A 19649-nucleotide genomic window follows, 5' to 3' on the forward strand; every position below is an offset into this window, starting at 1 on the left:
GCAGGCCTGGCGGGACGCTTTACCCCGCCGGGCCTGCCGGCTTTGGCCTGCCTGGAGTGCCCGTAAGGGCCCCATGTCAAATCGAGCCGGACCCGAGCGTTGAATTCACCGCTCCCGAACGTAGGACTCTCGCCCCACGAACGTAGGACTCTCGCACCCTCAACGTTCGACACGCCCGACCCGAGCGTTCGACACGCCCGACCCGAGCGTTCGACACACCCGACCTGAACGTAGGACACGCGCGTTCTGAACGTAGGACACGCGCGACCTGAGCGTTCGACACGCGCGGCTAGGTGCGGCGGACGATGACTCGCTGCAGGGCGATGAACGCCAACAACAGAGCACCGATCACGATCTTCGTCCACCACGACGACAGCGTGCCCTCGAACGAGATCAGCGTCTGGATCGTGCCCAACACCAGCACACCCACCACCGACCCGATCACGAACCCGACCCCGCCCGACAGCAGGCTCCCACCGACCACGACCGCCGCGATGGCGTCCAGCTCCATCCCCACCGCGTGCAGGCTGTACCCGGACAGCATGTAGAGGCTGAACAGCAACCCGCCCAACGACGAGCAGAACCCGCTGATCACGTACACGCCGATCTTCACCCGCGTGGTCGCCAGGCCCATCAGCCGCGCGGACGACTCGCTGCCGCCCACCGCGTACACCGTGCGCCCGAACCGCGTCAGGTGCAGCACGTACACCGCCGCCAGCACCGCCGCCAGCGCGATCACCACCCCGTACGTGATGGTCACCCCGCCCGGCAGCTCGATCGACCCGGTGGCCAGCGCCCGGAACGTCGAGTCCTTGATCGACACCGACTCCACGCTGATCACGAAGCACAGCCCGCGCGCCAGGAACATGCCCGCCAGCGTCACGATGAACGGCTGCACGCCGAACCGGTGGATCACCCAGCCCATCGCGAGCCCCAGCCCGGACCCGGACGCGAGCACCGCGAGCACCACGAGCCACACCGGCCACCCGGCCTGCAGCGCCGCCGCCGCGATCATCGTGGACAGCGCCACCACCGACCCGACCGACAGGTCGATGCCGCCGGTCAGGATCACGAACGTCATCCCGACCGCGAGCACGATCAGGAACGCGTTGTCGATGAACAGGTTCGCCATCACCTGCCCGGACGCGAACCCCTCGTACCGCACCGAGCCGACGCCGAACGTCGCCACGAACACCACGAACGTCGCGATCACCGGCAGGAAGCGCTTCGGCACGCTCATCAAGCCACGCGACCGGACCGGTGCCGCCGACGACACCTCCGGCTGGACCATCACTGACTGCTTCACGCGGGCACCCCTTGCTTCCCCCGAACCCCACGAACCCGAATCCGCACCGGCGCCTGCATGAGGCACACGGCGATCACCACGACCGCCTTGAACACCAGCGTGATCTCCGGCGCGATGCCGATCGTGTACACCGTGGTGGTCAACGTCTGGATGATCAACGCGCCGAGCAGCGTGCCGGTCAGCGAGTACCGGCCGCCCGCCAGCGACGTGCCGCCGATGACGACGGCCAGGATGGCGTCCATCTCGATCCACAGGCCGGCGTTGTTGGCGTCCGCCGCGCTCACGTTCGAGCTGATCATCAGCCCGGCCACGGCCGCGCACAGCGCCGCGAACACGTACACGGTCCAGATGATCGTCCGCGCGCGCACACCGGCCAGCCGCGACGCCGACGGGTTGACCCCGACCGACTCGATCAGCAGCCCCAGCGCGGTGCGCCTGGTCACCAGCGCCACCAGGCCGAGCACCGCCAGGCTGATCAGGATCGCGATCGGCAGCACCACGAACCCGGCGCCCACCTCGCGGAAGGTCGGCGAGTCGACGGTGACGATCTGGCCCTCGGTGATCAGCATCGCGATACCGCGCCCGGCCGTCATCAGCACCAGCGTGGCGATGATCGGCTGGATGCCCAGCACCGACACCAGGAACCCGTTCCACAGCCCGAGCACGCCGCACAGCACCAGCGCCAGGCCCATGCCGGTCCACGCGTCACCGCCGGAGGCGATGTACGTGCACGTCACCGCGCCCGCGATCGCCGCCACCGCGCCGACCGACAGGTCGATGCCGCGGGTGGCGATCACCAGCGTCATGCCCAACGCGATCAGCAGCGTCGGCGCGCCGTTGCGCAGGATGTCGATCAGGCTGCCGTACAGGTGCCCGTCCTGCAGGCGCAGCGAGAAGAACGACGGCGTCACCACCACGTTCAGCACGAGCAGCGCGACGAGCGCCAGCACCGGCCACAGCAGTCGGTTTTTCACGACACCACCGCCTTCTCCACGTCCTTGTCCAGACCGTGGTCGCCGCCGCCCGCGATGAGCGCCATCACGTCGTCCACGCCCACGTCGCCGTCCAGCTCGGCCACCTTGTGCCGGTCGCGCATCACCACCACGCGGTCGGACACGCGCACCACCTCCTCCAGTTCGGCGGAGATGAACAGCACGGCCATGCCCTCCGCGGCCAGGTCGGCCACGACCTTCTGGATCTGGGCCTTCGCGCCGACGTCGATGCCGCGCGTCGGCTCGTCCAGGATCAACAGCTTCGGCTCGGTCACCAGCCACCGGGCCAGCAGCACCTTCTGCTGGTTGCCGCCGGACAGGTTGCCCACCGCCCGGTCCGGGTCGGCCGGCCGGATGTCCAGCAGCTCGATGTACTTGGCCACCAGCTCGTCGGCCAGCTTGCGCGGCACGGGCCGGGCCCACCCGCGCGCGGCCTGCATCGCCAGGATGAGGTTGTCCCGCACGCTCAGGTCGGCCACGATGCCCTCGGCCTTGCGGTCCTCCGACGAGAACGCGACACCGGCCTCGATCGCCGCCCTGGGCCCGGTCAGCTTCAGCGGCTTGCCGTCCACCAGGATGCGGCCCGAGTCGGCCTTGTCCGCGCCGAACAGCAGCCGCGCGACCTCGGTGCGGCCCGAGCCGAGCAGCCCGGCCAGCCCGACGACCTCGCCCGACCTGACCTCCAGGTCGAACGGCGCGACGGAGCCCTTGCGGCCGACGCCCTCCGCCACCAGGAACGCCTGGCCCGGCGTGCCCGACCGGCGCTCGATCTCCTCCAGCAGGCCCATCTCGCGGCCCAGCATGGCCGAGACCAGGTCGATCCGGCTCAACGCGGCAGTCGAGTGCTCGGCGACCAGCTGGCCGTTGCGCAGCACCGTGATCCGGTCGGAGATCTCGTAGACCTGCTCCAGGAAGTGCGTCACGAACAGCACCGCGACGCCCTCGTCGCGCAGCACCCGGATGATCCGGAACAGCTCCGCGACCTCGTCGGCGTCCAGGCTCGACGTCGGCTCGTCCAGCACGAGCACCCGCGCGTCCACCGCCACGGCCCGCGCGATGGCGACGAGCTGCTGCACGGCGATCGGGTGGCTCTCCAGCACCGAGCCCGGGTCGATGTGCAACCCGATCCGGGCCAGCAGCTCGGCCGCCCGCGCGCGCATCCGCTTGCCGTCGATGCGGCCGAACTTGCGCGGCTCGCGCCCGAGCAGGATGTTCTCCGCGACGGTGAGGTTCCCGCACAGGTTGACCTCTTGGTACACCGTGCTGATCCCGGCGGCCTGCGCCTCGGCGGGCGCGGTGAACGACACGGACTCACCCGCGTAGCTGACCTGTCCGGCCGCCAGCGGGTGCACCCCCGTCAGCGCCTTGATGAGCGTGGACTTGCCCGCTCCGTTCTCACCCATCAACGCGTGGACCTCGCCGGGGAACAGCCGGAAATCCACCTCTTGCAGGGCTTTCACTCCGGGGAACTCCACCGAGATGCCCCGCATGTCGACGACCGGCTCGGTCACCGGACAACTCCCCTCACGCGACCCTCACAACCAGAACCTCACGACAAGAACCTCACACGAAACGACGAGAAGAAGAAGCGGCGAAACGGCGGGTGCGGCCCCCGCCACCACACCCGGAGGGTGGCGGGAGCCGCGGCTCGCGATCAGTACTTGCGGTTGGGGAGCTCGGTCTTCGCCTGGTCGACGGTGAACGTGCCCTCCTCGGTCACCACTCGCGGCGGCACTTCCTCGCCCGCCACGACCTTCTTCGCGAGCTCCATCAGCTGCTTGCCCAGCAGCGGGTTGCACTCGACGATGAAGTTGATCTCACCGGCGGCCAGCGCGGTCATGCCGTCCTTCACCGCGTCCACGGTGATGATCTTGATGTCCTTGCCGGGCACCTTGCCCGCGGCCTTGATGGCCTCGATGGCGCCGAGGCCCATGTCGTCGTTGTGCGCGTAGACCACGTCGATCTGCGGCACCGACTTCAGGAACGCCTCCATGACCTGCTTGCCGCCGGACCGCGTGAAGTCACCGGTCTGCGTGGCGACGACCTTCAGGTCCGTGCCCGCGATGGCGTCCTCGAAGCCCTTCTTGCGGTCGATCGCCGGCGCCGCGCCCGTCGTGCCCTGCAGCTCGACGACGTTCTTCGCGCCCGCCGCGTTGGCCTTCAGCCACTCGCCGGCCTTCTTGCCCTCTTCGACGAAGTCCGAGCCGAGGAACGTCTTGTAGAGCGACGTGTCGTCGGAGTCGACCGCGCGGTCGGTCAGGATGACCGGGATGTTCGCGCGCTTGGCCTCCAGCAGCACGGCGTCCCAGCCGGTCTCCACCACCGGGCTGAAGGCGATGACGTCCACCTTCTGCTGGATGTAGGACCGGATGGCCTTGATCTGGTTCTCCTGCTTCTGCTGCGCGTCGGAGAACTTCAGCTCGATCCCGGCGGCCGCGGCCTCTTCCTGGATCGACTTGGTGTTCGCGGTGCGCCAGCCGCTCTCGGCGCCCACCTGGGCGAAGCCCATGGTGATCTTGTCGTCGCCCTTGGCGTTGCCCGACGGCGACCCCGCGTCCCCGGACCCGCCGGATCCGCACGCGGTCAACGCGGCCAACAGGACCGCGGCGGCGGCGGTCGTGATCTTCTTCAACACTGGTCTTCCTCCGTGTGAACCCGAGACACTTGACGGGACGGCGAACCGCGTGACGGTGGTCACCTGGGGCACAAGAGTGAACGCTCACAATCGGCCCGTCAACCCCCCGGAAATGTCAACTTCGCATCCTTGACACATTCGTTAGGCCGGTCGTATGTTAGCGCTCACTTTTGTGACACAACACACCTAGACACCCGGATGCCCTGATCATCCGCGGCTTCGCGCCGCGCGCAAGACGAGAGCGACGCCCCCCATGGTCACCCTTCGTCATCGCCCACGCACCCTCGTCGCGACGCTTGTCGCGGCGGTGGCCGCCGCGGCTTTGAGCGCTCCGCCGGCATCCGCCGCCGACGGGCTCGTGCTCCACTACCCCCTCACCGAAACCGACGGCGCCGTCGTGGCCGACACCTCGGGCGGAGGTCGCAACGGAACCGTTATCGGGGACGCCACCCCGGGCGGTCCTGAAGGCCTTCAGCTCGGCGGCGTCAACGGCCACGTGAAGCTGCCCGACGACGTCCTGCGCGGATTGACGGAAGTCAGCGTCTCGCTCCAGGTGCGCATCGCGCCGGACCAGGCGACGCCCTATTTCATCTACGGCCTCGGTAACACCTCGGGCACTACGGGTAACGGCTACCTGTTCACCACGGGCAATGCCTACCGCTCGTCCATCGCCACCGGGAACTGGTCGACGGAGCAGACCGTGACGGCCGGCCGGAATCTCGCCAGGGGTGTTTGGAAAACGCTTACCTACACGCTCGGCGGCGGCACCGCCGTGTTGTACGAGGACGGCGTCGAGGTCGCGCGCAAGACCGGCGTCACGATCACCCCAGCGATGATCGGCGGCGGCACGACCACCGCGAACTACATCGGCCGCTCCGTCTACAGCGGCGACCGCCACCTCAAGGGCGCGGTCCGCGACTTCCGCCTCTACGACCGCGCCCTCAGCGCGGCCGAGGCGCACGACCTCGGCTTCATCGCCGACGACGAGAAGGGCCGCCGCGACCTGGCCGCGATCGACCTCGGCGACACCTCCGCCGTCACCGCGAACCTCACCCTGCCGACCACCGGCCCGTACGGCTCCGCGATCACGTGGCGGTCCAGCGACCCCGCGACCGTGTCCACCACGGGCGCCGTGACCCGTCCCGCGCCGGGCAGCGCGCCCGCGACCGTGACGCTCACCGCGACCGCGTTCGGGCAGACCCGCGACTTCCAGGTCACCGTGCGCCCGGAGCTGACGGACGACGAGAAGGTCGCCGAAGCCGATGCCGCGCTCGTCGTCTGGGACGAGGACGACATCCGCGGCAACATCACGCTGCCCACCACCGGCCTGCACGGCACCGCGGTCACGTGGAAGAGCAACAAGCCCGAGGTCGTCACGCCCACCGGCGAGGTCACCCGGCCCGCGTCCGGGGAGAAGCCGGTGAAGGTGCAGCTCACCGCGGAGATCCGCGCGGGCGAGGAGACCACCCGCAAGAAGTTCAAGGTCACCGTGACGCCCCTGCCCGAGAAGCAGGACTACGAGGGCTACCTGTTCGGCTACTTCACCGGCGAGGGCTCGGCCACCGGCGAGCAGGTCTACCTCGCCGCCAGCCGCGGCAACGACGCGCTGAAGTGGGACGAGCTGAACAAGGGCAACCCCGTGCTCACGTCCTCGCTGGGCGACAAGGGCGTGCGCGACCCGTTCATCATCCGGTCGCCGGAGGGCGACAAGTTCTACCTCATCGCCACCGACCTGAAGATCCACGGCAACGGCGACTGGGACCTGGTGCAGCGCAAGGGCAGCCGCCACATCGAGGTGTGGGAGTCGACCGACCTGGTCAACTGGGGTCAACAGCGCCACGTGCAGGTCTCGCCGGAGACGGCGGGCAACACCTGGGCGCCCGAGGCGTACTACGACGAGTCGATCGGCGCGTACGTCGTGTTCTGGGCCTCGAAGCTCTACGCCGAGGACGACCCCGAGCACGCCGGCAACACCTACAACAAGATGCTCTACGCGACCACGCGCGACTTCCGCACGTTCAGCGAGCCGCAGGTCTGGGTCGACCCGGGCTACTCGGTCATCGACTCGACCGTGATCAAGCACGGCGACGAGTACTACCGGTTCACCAAGGACGAGCGGAACAACACGTCCACCACGCCGTGCAGCAAGTTCATCCTCGCCGAGAAGTCCGCCCAGCTCCGCGACACGTCGTACGACTTCGTCGCCGACTGCATCGGCAAGGGCTCGATCAACCAGGGCGAGGGGCCGACGGTGTTCAAGTCCAACACCGAGGACCGCTGGTACCTGTTCATCGACGAGTTCGGCGGGCGCGGCTACGTGCCGTTCGAGACCACCGACCTGGCCTCGGGGCAGTGGACCCTCGCCACCGGCTACGAGCTGCCCAGCCGGCCGCGGCACGGCACCGTGCTGCCGGTCACCAAGGCCGAGCTCGACCGGGTCCGGGCAGCCTTCCCGTGACGGCCCGCCGCACAGGAGCACTGGAGAACGCATGTCCCGTTTCGTGACGGCCGCGGCGCCCGCCGCGAGCCTGCCCGCCGCCGACCCGGACGCCTGCCTCGCGCACGGCGCCGTCGGGTGGGCGGTTGTCCAAGCCGGGTGGTGACGGCGCGCCCGGGAACGTGCGACATTTCGGGTGAGCTGACGCGTCCTGCGCTGGTAGGAGCGGTCCTTGGTGGACAATGTCCGGGAGTGCCTTCGCGGTGAACCGGGCGTGTTATCGCTAACATCGAGTTCGAAGGCTGCAGTGTCGACAGGGGAGATGGGGCGCTAGTGGAGCACAGGACCTCGCGCGATCCCGCGATGACGGATGTCGCCCGGCTCGCCGGGGTCTCGCACCAGACGGTGTCGAGGGTGCTGAACGGGCACCCCAACGTCCGGGAGCAGACCCGGCTGCGGGTGCGCGCGGCCATCGCGGAACTGGGCTACCGGCCCAACAAGGCGGCCCGCGCGCTCGTCACGGGGCGGTCGCAGCTGATCGGGGTGGTGGCGCAGAACTCGACGCTCTACGGCCCCGCGTCGCTGCTGGCCGCGTTCGAAGCGGCGGCGGCCGAGGCGGGGTTCGCGGTGAGCGTCGGCCGCGTCAACGTGCTGGACCGCAATTCCATCTCCGACGCGGTGGAACGCCACCGCGACCAGCGGGTCGCCGGAATAGTGGTCATCGCGCCGACCGCGTCGGCCAACGACGCCGTCGGCGACGTGTCCGCCGGCATCCCGCTGGTCACGGTGGACGGCGACCCGGAGCGGTCCACGCCGCTGGTCACGGTCGACCAGGCGGCGGGCGCGTTCGCGGCGACCACCCACCTGCTGGAGGCGGGCCACCGGACGGTGTGGCACGTGTCGGGCCCGTCGGACTGGTTCGACGCCCTCGGCCGCATAAGGGGTTGGCGGTCGGCGCTGGAGACGGCGGGCCTGGAGGTGCCGCCGGTCGTGCCGGCGGACTGGAGCGCGGCCTCGGGCTACCGCGCGGGGCAGATGCTCGCGCGGATGCCGGAGGTCACCGCGATCTTCGCGGCGAACGACCACCTGGCGCTCGGCATCCTGCGGGCGATGAGCGAGCGCGGCCGGCGGGTGCCGCACGACGTGAGCATCGTGGGGTTCGACGACGTGCCGGAGGCGGCCTACTTCATCCCGCCGCTGACGACCATCAGGCCGGACTTCCACGCCGTCGCCAAGGAGACGCTGGAGCTGCTGCTGGCCCAGGTGGGTGACGGCGAGGTGGGCGCGCCGCAGCGCAACGTCCCGCCGGCGCTGGTGAAGCGCGACAGCGTGGCGCCGCCCGTGCAGTGACCCGCGACGGGGGCGGCACGGCGTCGTCGTGCCGCCCCCGTCGTGCCGCCCTCACGCGGTCCCGGGCGGCCGTATACGGTCACGCCACCCGGCGCCGGCGGTGGTCCGGACCGGGCCGCAACATTTTCGTCCGCTCTCCGCGCATCTGCGGTCCCCCGGGCGACCGGAACGCGCCTAGGCTGACGGTGTGACCGCGGCCATCCCGCACCCCGCTGAACACCGCGTTTTGTGCACGCTCACTAACTCTTTAAGACCACGTTGCGGGCAGGTCTTGACGCCGTGAATGTTAGCGATAACACTGCCCATCATGGCGAGCGATCCATTGGTGGTGGGTGTCGACTTCGGCACGTTGTCCGGCCGCGCGGTGGTCGTGCGGGTGCGCGACGGCCTCGAACTCGGCACCGCGGTGCACGACTACCGGCACGGTGTGCTGGACCGAGCCCTGCCAGACGGGCGCCCGTTGCCCCCTGACTGGGCCTTGCAGGTGCCCCAGGACTACGTGGACGTGCTGAAGCACGCGGTGCCCGCGGCCATCGCCGACGCCGGGGTCGACCCGGCCGACGTGATCGGCATCGGCACCGACTTCACCGCGTGCACGATGGTCCCGGTCAAGTCCGACGGCACGCCGCTCAACGAGCTGCCCGAGTTCGCCGACAACCCGCACGCGTACGTGAAGCTGTGGAAGCACCACGCGGCCCAGCCGCAGGCCGACCGGATCAACCACCTGGCCGCGCAGCGCGGCGAGGGCTGGCTGCCCCGCTACGGCGGCCTGATCTCCTCGGAGTGGGAGTTCGCCAAGGGCCTGCAGCTGCTCGAAGAGGCGCCCGAGGTCTACGCGGCGATGGACCACTGGGTCGAGGCCGCCGACTGGATCGTCTGGCAGCTCGCCGGCACCTACGTGCGCAACGCGTGCACCGCCGGCTACAAGGGCATCTACCAGGACGGCTACCCGTCCGCGGACTTCCTGACCGCGCTCAACCCCGACTTCGGGACGTTCGTCTCCGACAAGCTGGACCACCAGCTCGGCCAGCTCGGCGACCGGGCGGGCGGGCTCACCGAGCAGGCCGCCGGGTGGACCGGCCTCAAGCCCGGCATCGCGGTGGCCGTCGGCAACGTCGACGCGCACGTCACCGCCCCCGCCGCGCGGGCAGTCGAACCCGGCCAGATGGTCGCGATCATGGGCACCTCCACGTGCCACGTGATGAACGCCGACGTGCTGGCCGACGTGCCGGGCATGTGCGGCGTGGTGGACGGCGGCATCGTGCCCGGCCTGTGGGGCTACGAGTCCGGCCAGAGCGGCGTGGGCGACATCTTCGCGTGGTTCGTCGAGCACAACGTGCCGGCCGAGTACCACGAGCAGGCGCGCGAGCGCGGCATCTCGGTGCACGAGCTGCTGACCGAGCTGGCCGCGCAGCAGCGCATCGGCGAGCACGGCCTGATCGCGCTGGACTGGCACAGCGGCAACCGCTCGGTGCTGGTGGACCACGAGCTGTCGGGCGTGGTGGTCGGGCAGACGCTGGCCACCCGCGCCGAGGACACCTACCGTGCGCTGCTGGAGGCCACCGCGTACGGCACGCGGGTGATCGTGGACTCCTACACCGACGCGGGCATCCCGGTGACCGAGCTGGTGATCGCGGGCGGCCTGCTGCGCAACCCGCTGCTGATGCAGATCTACGCCGACGTGACGAACCTGCCGCTGTCGGTCATCGGCTCCGAGCAGGGCCCGGCGCTCGGCTCGGCGATGCACGCGGCCGTGGCGGCGAAGGCCTACGACGACATCCACGCCGCAGCCAAGGCGATGGGCTCGGTCAAGCGGGGCGTGTACCTGCCGATCCCGGACAACGTCGAGGCCTACGAGCGGATGTTCGTGGAGTACCAGGAGCTGCACGACTACTTCGGCCGCGGCGCGAACGAGGTCATGCACCGGCTCAAGGCGCGCCGCCGTGCCGCCAAGGGGGAGTGACCGGTGAGCATCGCGCAAGACCTCCGCCGCACGGTCGCCGACCTGCACCGCGAGCTGACCCGCTACGAGCTGGTGATCTGGACCGCGGGCAACGTGTCGGCCCGCGTGCCCGGCCAGGACCTGATGGTCATCAAGCCGTCCGGCGTGTCCTACGACGAGCTGACCCCCGAGGCCATGGTCGTCACCGACCTGCACGGCAACCTCGTGGAGGGCGACTACTCGCCTTCTTCCGACACCGCCGCGCACGCCTACGTGTACCGGCACATGCCCGAGGTCGGGGGAGTGGTGCACACGCACTCCCCGTACGCCACGGCGTGGGCGGCGCGCGGCGAGCCGATCCCGTGCGTGCTCACGATGATCGCCGACGAGTTCGGCGGCGACGTCCCGGTGGGCCCGTTCGCGCTCATCGGCGACGACTCGATCGGCCAGGGCATCGTGGAGACCCTGCGCGACAGCCGGTCGCCCGCCGTGCTGATGCGCAACCACGGCCCGTTCACGATCGGCAAGGACGCGCGGGCGGCGGTGAAGGCCGCGGTGATGGTGGAGGACGTGGCCCGCACCGTCCACTTCGCACACCAGCTCGGCACGCCCAAGCCGATCGAGCAGCACCACATCGACAGCCTGTACGCCCGTTACCAGAACGTCTACGGGCAATGAGCCCACGAGGGGAGCCCCGCATGTCGCCTGCTGGGAAGCCGCAGGTCTGGTTCCTGACCGGGAGCCAGCACCTCTACGGCCCGGAAACGCTCGAGCAGGTCGCCCAGCAGTCGCAGCAGATCCAGCGGATGCTCACCGAGTCGGGCCGGCTCTCCGCGGAGGTCGTGTGGCAGCCGGTGCTGACCGACACCGCCGCCATCCGCGACGTCATGCTGGCGGCGAACGCCGACCCGTCGTGCATCGGCGTGATCGCGTGGATGCACACGTTCTCGCCCGCGAAGATGTGGATCACCGGGCTGGACGCGCTGCGCAAGCCGCTGCTGCACCTGCACACGCAGCTCAACGAGGCGCTGCCGTGGTCCACCATCGACATGGACTTCATGAACCTCAACCAGGCCGCGCACGGCGACCGCGAGTTCGGGTTCATCCAGACGAGGCTGGGCGTGCCGCGCAAGACCGTGGCGGGCCACGCGAGCGACCCGCTGCTGGCCACGCGGATCGACGGCTGGGTGCGGGCCGCCACCGGCTACAGCCACCTGAACGGGATGAAGCTGGCCCGGTTCGGCGACAACATGCGTGGCGTCGCGGTCACCGAGGGTGACAAGGTGGAGGCCGAGCTGCGCTTCGGCGTCTCGGTGAACACCTACGGCGTGAACGACCTGGTCGAGCTGGTGGACGCGGTCGGCGAGGACGAGATCGACGTCCTGGTCGCCGAGTACGCCGAGACCTACCGGCTCGCGCCGGAGCTGGACAAGGGCGCCGACCGGCACGACTCGCTGCGCTACGCCGCCCGCATCGAGGCCGGGTTGCGCCGCTTCCTCACCGAGGGCGGCTTCGGCGCCTTCACCACGAACTTCGAGGACCTCGGCGGGCTGCGGCAGCTGCCGGGCCTGGCCGTGCAGCGGCTGATGGCCGACGGCTACGGCTTCGGCGGCGAGGGTGACTGGAAGACCTCCGCCCTGCTGGCCGCGGTCAAGGCGATGGGCGCGGGCACGGGCCGCGGCACGTCGTTCATGGAGGACTACACCTACCACTTCGGACCGGGCGAGCCGAAGATCCTGGGCGCGCACATGCTGGAGGTCTGCCCGACCATCGCGGCCGACCAGCCGTCGTGCGAGGTGCACCCGCTGGGCATCGGCGGCCGGGAGGACCCGGTCCGGCTGGTGTTCGACGCGGCGCCCGGCCCCGCCGTGGTCGTCGGCCTCGCCGACCTGGGCGAGCGGTTCCGCCTGGTGGCCAACGAGGTCGAGGTCGTGCCGCCGGACGAGCCGCTGCCGAACCTGCCGGTCGCGCGCGCGGTGTGGAAGCCCGCGCCGTCGCTGTCCACTTCGGCCGAGTCGTGGCTGACCGCGGGAGGCCCGCACCACACCGTGATGACCCAGGCCGTGGGTGCGGATACGCTGCGGGACTTCGCGACGATGGTGAACACCGAGCTGGTGGTCATCGACCAGGACACGACGACCTCGTCGTTCAGCGACCGCCTGCGCTGGAACCAGGCGTACTTCCGACTCGCGCAGGGTCTGCGCTAGCCACACCGCCACCCCGAGGAGAAAGAAACAATGAAGTTTCCACGGTTCGCCGCCGTCACCGTGGCGGCAGCCCTCACGTTGACGGCCTGCGGGTCGGCGGAGAAGTCCGTCGACCAGCAGACCGGGTCCACCGAGGGCGCGCTCGTCGGCGTGACCATGCCGACCCGCTCGTCCGAGCGCTGGATCCACGACGGCGACAACATCAAGAAGGCGTTGGAGGAGAAGGGCTACAAGGTCGACCTCCAGTACGCCGAGAACGACATCCCGACGCAGGCCAACCAGATCGAGAACCAGATCACCAAGGGCGCGAAGCTGCTCATCGTGGCCTCGATCGACGGCACCGCGATCACGTCGCAGCTGCAGCAGGCGCAGGACGCCAACATCCCGGTCATCGCCTACGACCGGCTGCTGCGCAACACCGACAGCGTCGACTACTACGCGACGTTCGACAACTTCAAGGTCGGCGTGCAGCAGGCGACGTCGCTGCTGACCGGCCTGAAGGTGCTCAACGCCGACGGCTCCGCCGGCACCGCGACCGGCCCGTTCAACGTCGAGCTGTTCGCCGGTTCGCCGGACGACAACAACGCCACGTTCTTCTTCAACGGCGCGATGTCGGTGCTCCAGCCGCACATCGACAAGGGCACGCTGGTGGTCAAGAGCGGCCAGGTCGACTTCAAGACGGTCGCCATCCTGCGCTGGGACCCGGCCACGGCCCAGAAGCGCATGGAGGACCTGCTGACCTCCTCCTACGGCGGCGCCCAGGTGCACGGTGTGCTGTCGCCGTACGACGGCCTGTCCATCGGCATCCTGTCCGCGCTCAAGAGCAGCGGCTACGGCACCGGCGGCAACCCGTACCCGATCGTCACGGGCCAGGACGCCGAGGTCGCGTCGGTGAAGTCGATCATCGCGGGCGAGCAGTACTCGACCATCTACAAGGACACCCGCGAGCTCGCGGCGACCACCGTGAAGATGGCCGACGCCGTGCTCAAGGGCTCCAAGCCCGAGGTCAACAACGAGAAGGACTACGACAACGGCAAGAAGGTCGTGCCGTCGTACCTGCTCGAGTCGGTGATCGTGGACAAGGCGAACTACCAGAAGGTGCTCGTCGACAGCGGCTACTACACCGCGGATCAGCTGAAGTAGGTTTGCACACCATGTCCGACGAAATCCTGGTGATGCGCGGCATCACCAAGCGGTTCGCCGGGGTCACCGCGCTGCACGACGTCACGCTCGCCGTGCGGCGCGGTGAGATCCACGCGATCTGCGGTGAGAACGGCGCGGGCAAGTCCACGCTGATGAAGGTCCTCTCCGGCGTGCACCCGCACGGCTCGTACGAGGGCGAGATCGTCTTCGAGGGCGAGCCCTGCTCGTTCGGCGGCGTCCGCGACAGCGAGCGGCGCGGCATCGTGATCATCCACCAGGAGCTGGCGCTGTGCGGCCAGCTGTCCGTCGCGGAGAACCTGTTCCTCGGCAACGAGCGGGCCAAGCGCGGGTTCATCGACTGGAACCGCACCAACCACGCGGCGGGCGCCCTGCTCGCCCGCGTGGGCCTGCGGGAGAACCCGACCACGCCCGTCCACGACCTCGGCGTCGGCAAGCAGCAGCTGGTCGAGATCGCCAAGGCGCTGGCCAAGGACGTGAAGCTGCTGATCCTGGACGAGCCGACCGCGGCGTTGAACGACGACGACTCCGCGCACCTGCTCGACCTGCTCGACGGGCTGCGCGACGAGGGCATCACCTCGGTGATCATCTCGCACAAGCTCAACGAGGTGACCAGGATCGCCGACAGCATCACGATCCTGCGCGACGGCCGCACGATCGAGACGCTGCCCGCGCACGACGTGAGCGAGGACCGGATCATCTCCGGCATGGTCGGCCGCGACCTGGAGCACCGGTTCCCGCCGCGCACCCCCGACATCGGGGACGAGGTGCTGCGGATCGAGGGCTGGACCGTGCACAGCCCGTCCCAGCCCGAGCGGGTCGTGGTCGACAACGCCACGCTGTCGTTGCGGCGCGGTGAGATCGTCGGTCTCGCCGGCCTCATGGGCGCGGGCCGCACCGAGCTGGCGATGAGCGTGTTCGGGCGGTCCTACGGCGTCGGCATCTCCGGCCGGGTGGTCAAGGACGGCCGCGAGATCGACACGCGGACCGTCCGCAAGGCCATCGACCACGGCCTGGCGTACGTCAGCGAGGACCGCAAGCGCTACGGGCTCAACCTGATCCAGGACGTGCAGCTCAACGTGTCCGCGGCCGGGCTGGACAAGCTGGCGCCCCGCGGGTGGGTGAACGAGAACGAGGAGCACTCGGTCGCTGAGAAGTACCGCCGCTCGATGAACATCAAGACGCCCACCGTGGCCACCCCGACGTCGTCGCTGTCGGGCGGCAACCAGCAGAAGGTCGTGCTGGCGAAGTGGATGTTCACCGATCCGGACGTGCTGATCCTCGACGAGCCGACCCGCGGCATCGACGTCGGCGCGAAGTACGAGATCTACTCGATCATCAACGACCTGGCCGCCCAGGGCCGCGCGGTGCTGGTCATCTCGTCCGAGCTGCCGGAGCTGCTCGGCCTGTGCGACCGGGTGTACACCCTGTCCGAGGGCCGCATCACCGGTGAGTTCGACCGCGTGGAAGCCACCCAGGAACGCTTGATGCACCACATGACGCAGGGACAGACCTCATGACCACCGAAACCGCGGCCACGGCGCTGAAGACACCGGCCGGGCCGCAGCGCAGGTTCACGTTCAACCTGCGGCAGTCCGGCATCTACATCGCGTTCGCCCTGATCGTGGTGCTCTTCACGGTGCTGACGGACGGCGCTCTGCTGACGCCGCAGAACATCTCCAACATCATCGTCCAGAACTCGTACGTGCTCATCCTGGCCATCGGCATGATCCTGGTGATCATCGGCGGGCACATCGACCTGTCGGTCGGCTCGGTGGTCGCGCTGACCGGCGCGATCTGCGCGGTGCTCACCGTGCAGATGGGCCTGCCGTGGTGGCTGGCGGTGCTGATCACGCTGCTCGCGGGCGCGGTGATCGGCGCGGCCCAGGGCTACTGGGTGGCGTTCTTCGGCATCCCGGCGTTCATCGTGACGCTGGCGGGCATGCTCGTGTTCCGCGCGCTGACCCTGACCGTGCTGGGCAACCAGGGCATCGGCCCGTTCCCGGACCAGATCCGCACCCTGGCCAACGGCTTCACCGAGGGCTACCTCGGCAACGTCGGCCTCGGCCCGCTGGGCGGCGCGGACCTGGTCAGCCTGCTGGTCGGCGTCGCGGTGGTGGCCGGGTTCGCGTTCAACCAGTGGCGCAACCGCAAGGCGCGGCTGAGCTACGGGCAGGTCGTCGACCCGTTCCCGATCTTCGTCGCGAAGATCGCGCTGGCGGCGGCGGTGGTGCTGGCCGTGGTCGTGCAGCTGGCCCGGTTCCGCAACCTGCCGTGGGTGCTCGTGCTGCTCGCGGTGCTGGCGCTGGGCTACTCGGTGATGGCGAACAAGTCGGTCTTCGGCCGGCACATCTACGCCATCGGCGGCAACCTCCAGGCCGCGACGCTGTCCGGCGTGAAGGTCAAGCAGGTCACGTTCTGGGTGTTCGTGAACATGGGCCTGCTGTCCGCGCTGGCGGGCGTGATCTTCGCCGGTCGCCTCAACCAGGCCGGTCCGACCGCGGGCAACGCGTTCGAGCTGGACGCGATCGCGGCGGCGTTCATCGGCGGCGCGGCGGTGCAGGGCGGCGTGGGCCGGGTGGTCGGCGCGATCACCGGCGGCCTGATCATGGGCGTGATCAACAACGGCATGTCGTTGATCGGCGCGCCGAGCGAGCGGGTGATGCTGGTCAAGGGCCTGGTGCTGCTGGCCGCCGTCGCCTACGACGTGTGGACCAAGCGCCGCGGCCGCGCCTGACCCGCTGTACCGATCAAGGGCCTGCCTCACACCTGTGCGGCAGGCCCTTGACGTAGGCCGGTCACTTCGGATTCACTACCTACCAGCTTTGGGAACGCTCCCAGATCTTCTGGTGGTGGCCCGCCACGTCCCCCGGCGGGCCACCACCACTCCCGCTCCACCCTCCCACCGCACCGCCGAGATCTCCGCCGCCACCGCCATCAGGAAAGCGCTTACCAACTCAGGAGATCACCACATGAGAGCACTACTCGCCGTGTCAGCGTTGACAGCGGCGCTCATCCAGGTCACCGCGCCGGAAGCCCAGGCCGCCTGCGGCGACGGCACGTACCACGCCGAGGTGACCGGGTCCGGCAGCAGCTTCACCGCCCGCCGGGGCAGCAGCACCGTCTACACCGGCAGCAGCCTGCGCGCCGCGATGCAGGCCGCCAACGACAGCCTCACCGCGAACCGCACCTACAAGGAGCGGATCGTCGTCCGGGCGTCCGGCTCCATCCCCGCGGGCGAGCGGTACTCGATGCGCAGCTACACCACGATCGACCTGTGCGGCACGATCAACGTCACCGGCACCGGCTCGGGCGACTACGCGCCGGTCTACGCGCGCGGCGTCCGCGACATCGAGGTCCAGAACCTCACCCTCACCGGCACCCCGCTGTACGGCATCTTCATGCGCAACGTCACCAACGTGGTGATCGGCAACGTGAACATGCGCCTGTCCAGGGGCCTGGGCGTGCGCATCGACAACCGCGGCGACACCAGCCAGTGGACCCGCAACGTCCGGATCGACTACGCCTACGTGCAGGGCGCCAGCTCGCACGCCGTGGAGACCTACGGCGTGGACGGCCTGACCATCGGCACGGTGGTGGCGCGCGGCGTCGGCGAGTCCGGCCTGCTGCTCAACCAGACGATCAACGCCACCGTGGGCACGGTCGACGCCGAGAACGCGGGCACGGGCACCGGCTACGCCGCGTTCCGGACCGCCAACCGCAACGGGCGGGTCGGCAGCAGCTACCCGATCAACATCCGGGTGGGCACGGTGAAGGCCCGCGGCGGCGGTCGTGGCATCTTCTGCGTGTCGGAGAGCGGCGGCCTGCAGATCGACCGGATCGACATCGCGAACACCGGCAACAACGCGATCCTGATCGAGAACTGCTACAACGTGAACATCGCCGCCCAGGGCGGCAGCGTCAGCGGCGGTGGTGAGATCCGGCTGGCGGCGCGGACGGAGTTCCCGATCACCCGGGACATCACCATCCAGAACCTGACCGTCACCAACTCGGCCATCACCGAGAACCCGTGCGGCACGAACACCACGTTCCGCAACAACACGCTGGTCAACAGCAGGCAGAACATCTGCTAGCGATCCGGTCTGACGGTGCCGGCGGTGTCGGCGGTCTGGTTGTCGGTGCTGTCGGTGCTGTCGGTGCCGGTCGGGCCGGCCGTCGATTCGGTCGGCGGTCCGGCCGGGACGGGTCCGGGTATGTTCGGTCGGTGACCTCGGGAACCGACCCACGTACCGCCCCGTCCTGGCCGGACCTGCCCGAAGTCGCCCGTGACGTGCTGCTGGAGGTCCTGATCCACGGCGCGATGCCGCGAGCGGAGATCGCCGCCCGCCTCCACCTCTCCCGGCCCACCCTCACCCGGGTGACCCGGACGCTCGTGCTGAACGGACTGCTCGTCGAGGGCGAGACGCAGCTCCGCTCGTCCACCGGCCGGCCCTCGGAGATGCTCCACGTGCGCGGCGACTCCCACCACTTCCTCGGCGTGAAGCTCACCGCCGACCGGCTCTACGCCGCCGTCACGGACCTCACCGCCCAGGTCGTCGACACCGTCGACCAGCCCCTTCGGTCCACGGACCCGGCTGACGTGGTCGCCCAGATCGCCGACGTCGCCGCCACGTTCCCCGCCCTGACCGCCATCGGCGTGACGTTGGGCGGCATCGTGCACCACGGCGAGGTGGCGCAGGCGGAGTTCCTGGGGTGGGTGAACGTCCCGCTGCGCGACGACCTGGTCGCCGCCACGGCGATCCCCACGGCGGTCGACAACGACGTCCAAGCCCTGACCTCGGCCGAGCACTGGTTCGGGGCCGGTGCGGGGCTGAGTTCGATGGTCCTCATCACGGTGGGCGCGGGCGTCGGGTGCGGCGTCATCGTCGACGGCAAGCTGGTGCGCGGCGCGCACGGCCTGCCGCCCCGGCTCGCGCACATCCTGGTCGACCCGAGCGGGCCGCTGTGCGGGTACGGCCACCGGGGCTGCGCGTCGAGCTACCTCATGACCCACGTCATGCTGCGGCAGCTCGACGGCACGCCGAGCTACGAGGAGGCGGTCGGGCGGGCGTTGGCCGGTGATCCGGAGGCCAGGAGGGTCTTCGACAACGCGGGCTACGCGTTGGGTGTGCTCATCGGGACGGCGGCGAATTTTCTGGATCCGCAGAAGGTGCTGCTGACCGGGGAAGGGCTCGCGCTGTACGAGGTGTCGGAGGGGCGGGTGCGTGAGGGTATCGGGGCGAGCTTCGAGGCCGACCCGGCGTTGATCGACCTGGACGTCCAGCCCTTCGACTTCAGCGAGTGGGCGCGTTCGGGGGCCGCCCTGGCCATACGCGCCACCCTGACCCAAAACCTCCCCACCTGACCCACTCGCGTGTCCTACCTCCAGAACGCGCGTGTCCTACGTTCAGAACGCGCGTGTCGAACGCTCAGGTCGCGTGTGTCGAACGTTCAGGTCGCGAGAGTCCTACGTTCAGGGTGCGAGAGTCCTACGTTCGGGAGCGGTGAATTCAACGCTCAGGTCCGGCTCGATTTGACATGGGGCCCTTACGGGCACTCCAGGCAGGCCAAAGCCGGGCAGGCCTGGCGGGAAGAGCGTCCGCCAAGCCTGCCCGGCTT

14 protein-coding genes are annotated in these 19649 nt (G+C 69.6%); 10 read left to right on the forward strand and 4 right to left on the reverse strand.

Annotation, left to right across the window (positions count from 1 at the left end; genetic code table 11):
- Positions 1 to 289: 289 nt before the first annotated feature.
- From yjfF to ADK67_RS03435, 4 genes are all read right to left on the reverse strand, one after another.
- Positions 290 to 1240, reverse strand: a complete 951-nt coding sequence (yjfF, locus tag ADK67_RS03420) for a galactofuranose ABC transporter, permease protein YjfF (protein ID WP_231647995.1) — start codon at positions 1238 to 1240, stop codon at positions 290 to 292.
- 62 nt (positions 1241 to 1302) lie between these two features.
- The gene (locus tag ADK67_RS03425) at positions 1303 to 2280 is read right to left on the reverse strand and encodes an ABC transporter permease (protein ID WP_053714908.1); all 978 of its coding nucleotides are present in this window, start codon (positions 2278 to 2280) and stop codon (positions 1303 to 1305) included.
- Positions 2277 to 3788: a sugar ABC transporter ATP-binding protein gene (locus ADK67_RS03430; RefSeq protein ID WP_053714919.1), complete on the reverse strand. Its 1512-nt coding sequence runs from the start codon at positions 3786 to 3788 to the stop codon at positions 2277 to 2279. The genes ADK67_RS03425 and ADK67_RS03430 overlap by 4 nt, the downstream gene beginning before the upstream one ends.
- 164 nt (positions 3789 to 3952) lie before the next feature.
- Positions 3953 to 4933 carry an ABC transporter substrate-binding protein gene (locus tag ADK67_RS03435; RefSeq protein WP_053714909.1) on the reverse strand — a complete coding sequence of 327 codons (981 nt, stop codon included), beginning with the start codon at positions 4931 to 4933 and terminating at the stop codon, positions 3953 to 3955.
- A gap of 322 nt (positions 4934 to 5255) precedes the next feature.
- Between ADK67_RS03435 and ADK67_RS03440 the strand changes: the two genes are divergently transcribed.
- The 10 genes from ADK67_RS03440 (at position 5256) to ADK67_RS03485 (ending at position 19395) form a co-directional block, all read left to right on the forward strand.
- Positions 5256 to 7391: an immunoglobulin-like domain-containing protein gene (locus ADK67_RS03440; protein ID WP_442974100.1), complete on the forward strand. Its 2136-nt coding sequence runs from the start codon at positions 5256 to 5258 to the stop codon at positions 7389 to 7391.
- A gap of 342 nt (positions 7392 to 7733) precedes the next feature.
- Positions 7734 to 8720, forward strand: a complete 987-nt coding sequence (locus ADK67_RS03445) for a LacI family DNA-binding transcriptional regulator (protein WP_053714911.1) — start codon at positions 7734 to 7736, stop codon at positions 8718 to 8720.
- 307 nt (positions 8721 to 9027) lie between these two features.
- Positions 9028 to 10683: a ribulokinase gene (gene araB / locus ADK67_RS03450; RefSeq protein ID WP_053714912.1), complete on the forward strand. Its 1656-nt coding sequence runs from the start codon at positions 9028 to 9030 to the stop codon at positions 10681 to 10683.
- A 3-nt stretch (positions 10684 to 10686) separates the two neighbouring features.
- Positions 10687 to 11340, forward strand: a complete 654-nt coding sequence (locus ADK67_RS03455; protein WP_053714913.1) for an L-ribulose-5-phosphate 4-epimerase — start codon at positions 10687 to 10689, stop codon at positions 11338 to 11340.
- A 20-nt stretch (positions 11341 to 11360) separates the two neighbouring features.
- Positions 11361 to 12869, forward strand: a complete 1509-nt coding sequence (araA, locus tag ADK67_RS03460) for an L-arabinose isomerase (protein WP_053714914.1) — start codon at positions 11361 to 11363, stop codon at positions 12867 to 12869.
- A 30-nt stretch (positions 12870 to 12899) separates the two neighbouring features.
- The gene (gene chvE, locus ADK67_RS03465; RefSeq protein WP_053714915.1) at positions 12900 to 14012 is read left to right on the forward strand and encodes a multiple monosaccharide ABC transporter substrate-binding protein; all 1113 of its coding nucleotides are present in this window, start codon (positions 12900 to 12902) and stop codon (positions 14010 to 14012) included.
- 11 nt (positions 14013 to 14023) lie between these two features.
- The gene (mmsA, locus tag ADK67_RS03470; protein ID WP_053714920.1) at positions 14024 to 15550 is read left to right on the forward strand and encodes a multiple monosaccharide ABC transporter ATP-binding protein; all 1527 of its coding nucleotides are present in this window, start codon (positions 14024 to 14026) and stop codon (positions 15548 to 15550) included.
- Positions 15547 to 16767, forward strand: a complete 1221-nt coding sequence (gene mmsB / locus ADK67_RS03475; protein WP_053714916.1) for a multiple monosaccharide ABC transporter permease — start codon at positions 15547 to 15549, stop codon at positions 16765 to 16767. The genes mmsA and mmsB overlap by 4 nt, the downstream gene beginning before the upstream one ends.
- 235 nt (positions 16768 to 17002) lie before the next feature.
- A complete protein-coding gene (locus ADK67_RS03480; protein WP_053714917.1) occupies positions 17003 to 18124 on the forward strand; it encodes a hypothetical protein in 1122 nt (373 codons plus the stop codon).
- Between the two features lie 131 nt (positions 18125 to 18255).
- Positions 18256 to 19395: an ROK family transcriptional regulator gene (locus tag ADK67_RS03485; RefSeq protein ID WP_231647994.1), complete on the forward strand. Its 1140-nt coding sequence runs from the start codon at positions 18256 to 18258 to the stop codon at positions 19393 to 19395.
- The last annotated feature ends 254 nt before the right edge of the window (positions 19396 to 19649 follow it).

Origin of the sequence: Saccharothrix sp. NRRL B-16348 (assembly GCF_001280085.1) — a bacterium.
GTDB lineage: Bacteria > Actinomycetota > Actinomycetes > Mycobacteriales > Pseudonocardiaceae > Actinosynnema.

What these genes read in the sequence shown, in the direction of transcription:
- chvE (WP_053714915.1), top strand. Translation starts at nt 12,900, where the DNA reads ATGAAGTTTCCACGGTTCGCCGCCGTCACCGTGGCGGCAGCCCTCACG.
- araB (WP_053714912.1), top strand. Translation starts at nt 9,028, where the DNA reads ATGGCGAGCGATCCATTGGTGGTGGGTGTCGACTTCGGCACGTTGTCC.
- yjfF (WP_231647995.1), bottom strand. Translation starts at nt 1,240, where the DNA reads ATGAGCGTGCCGAAGCGCTTCCTGCCGGTGATCGCGACGTTCGTGGTG.
- ADK67_RS03445 (WP_053714911.1), top strand. Translation starts at nt 7,734, where the DNA reads ATGACGGATGTCGCCCGGCTCGCCGGGGTCTCGCACCAGACGGTGTCG.
- mmsA (WP_053714920.1), top strand. Translation starts at nt 14,024, where the DNA reads ATGTCCGACGAAATCCTGGTGATGCGCGGCATCACCAAGCGGTTCGCC.
- ADK67_RS03480 (WP_053714917.1), top strand. Translation starts at nt 17,003, where the DNA reads ATGAGAGCACTACTCGCCGTGTCAGCGTTGACAGCGGCGCTCATCCAG.
- ADK67_RS03430 (WP_053714919.1), bottom strand. Translation starts at nt 3,788, where the DNA reads ATGCGGGGCATCTCGGTGGAGTTCCCCGGAGTGAAAGCCCTGCAAGAG.
- mmsB (WP_053714916.1), top strand. Translation starts at nt 15,547, where the DNA reads ATGACCACCGAAACCGCGGCCACGGCGCTGAAGACACCGGCCGGGCCG.
- araA (WP_053714914.1), top strand. Translation starts at nt 11,361, where the DNA reads ATGTCGCCTGCTGGGAAGCCGCAGGTCTGGTTCCTGACCGGGAGCCAG.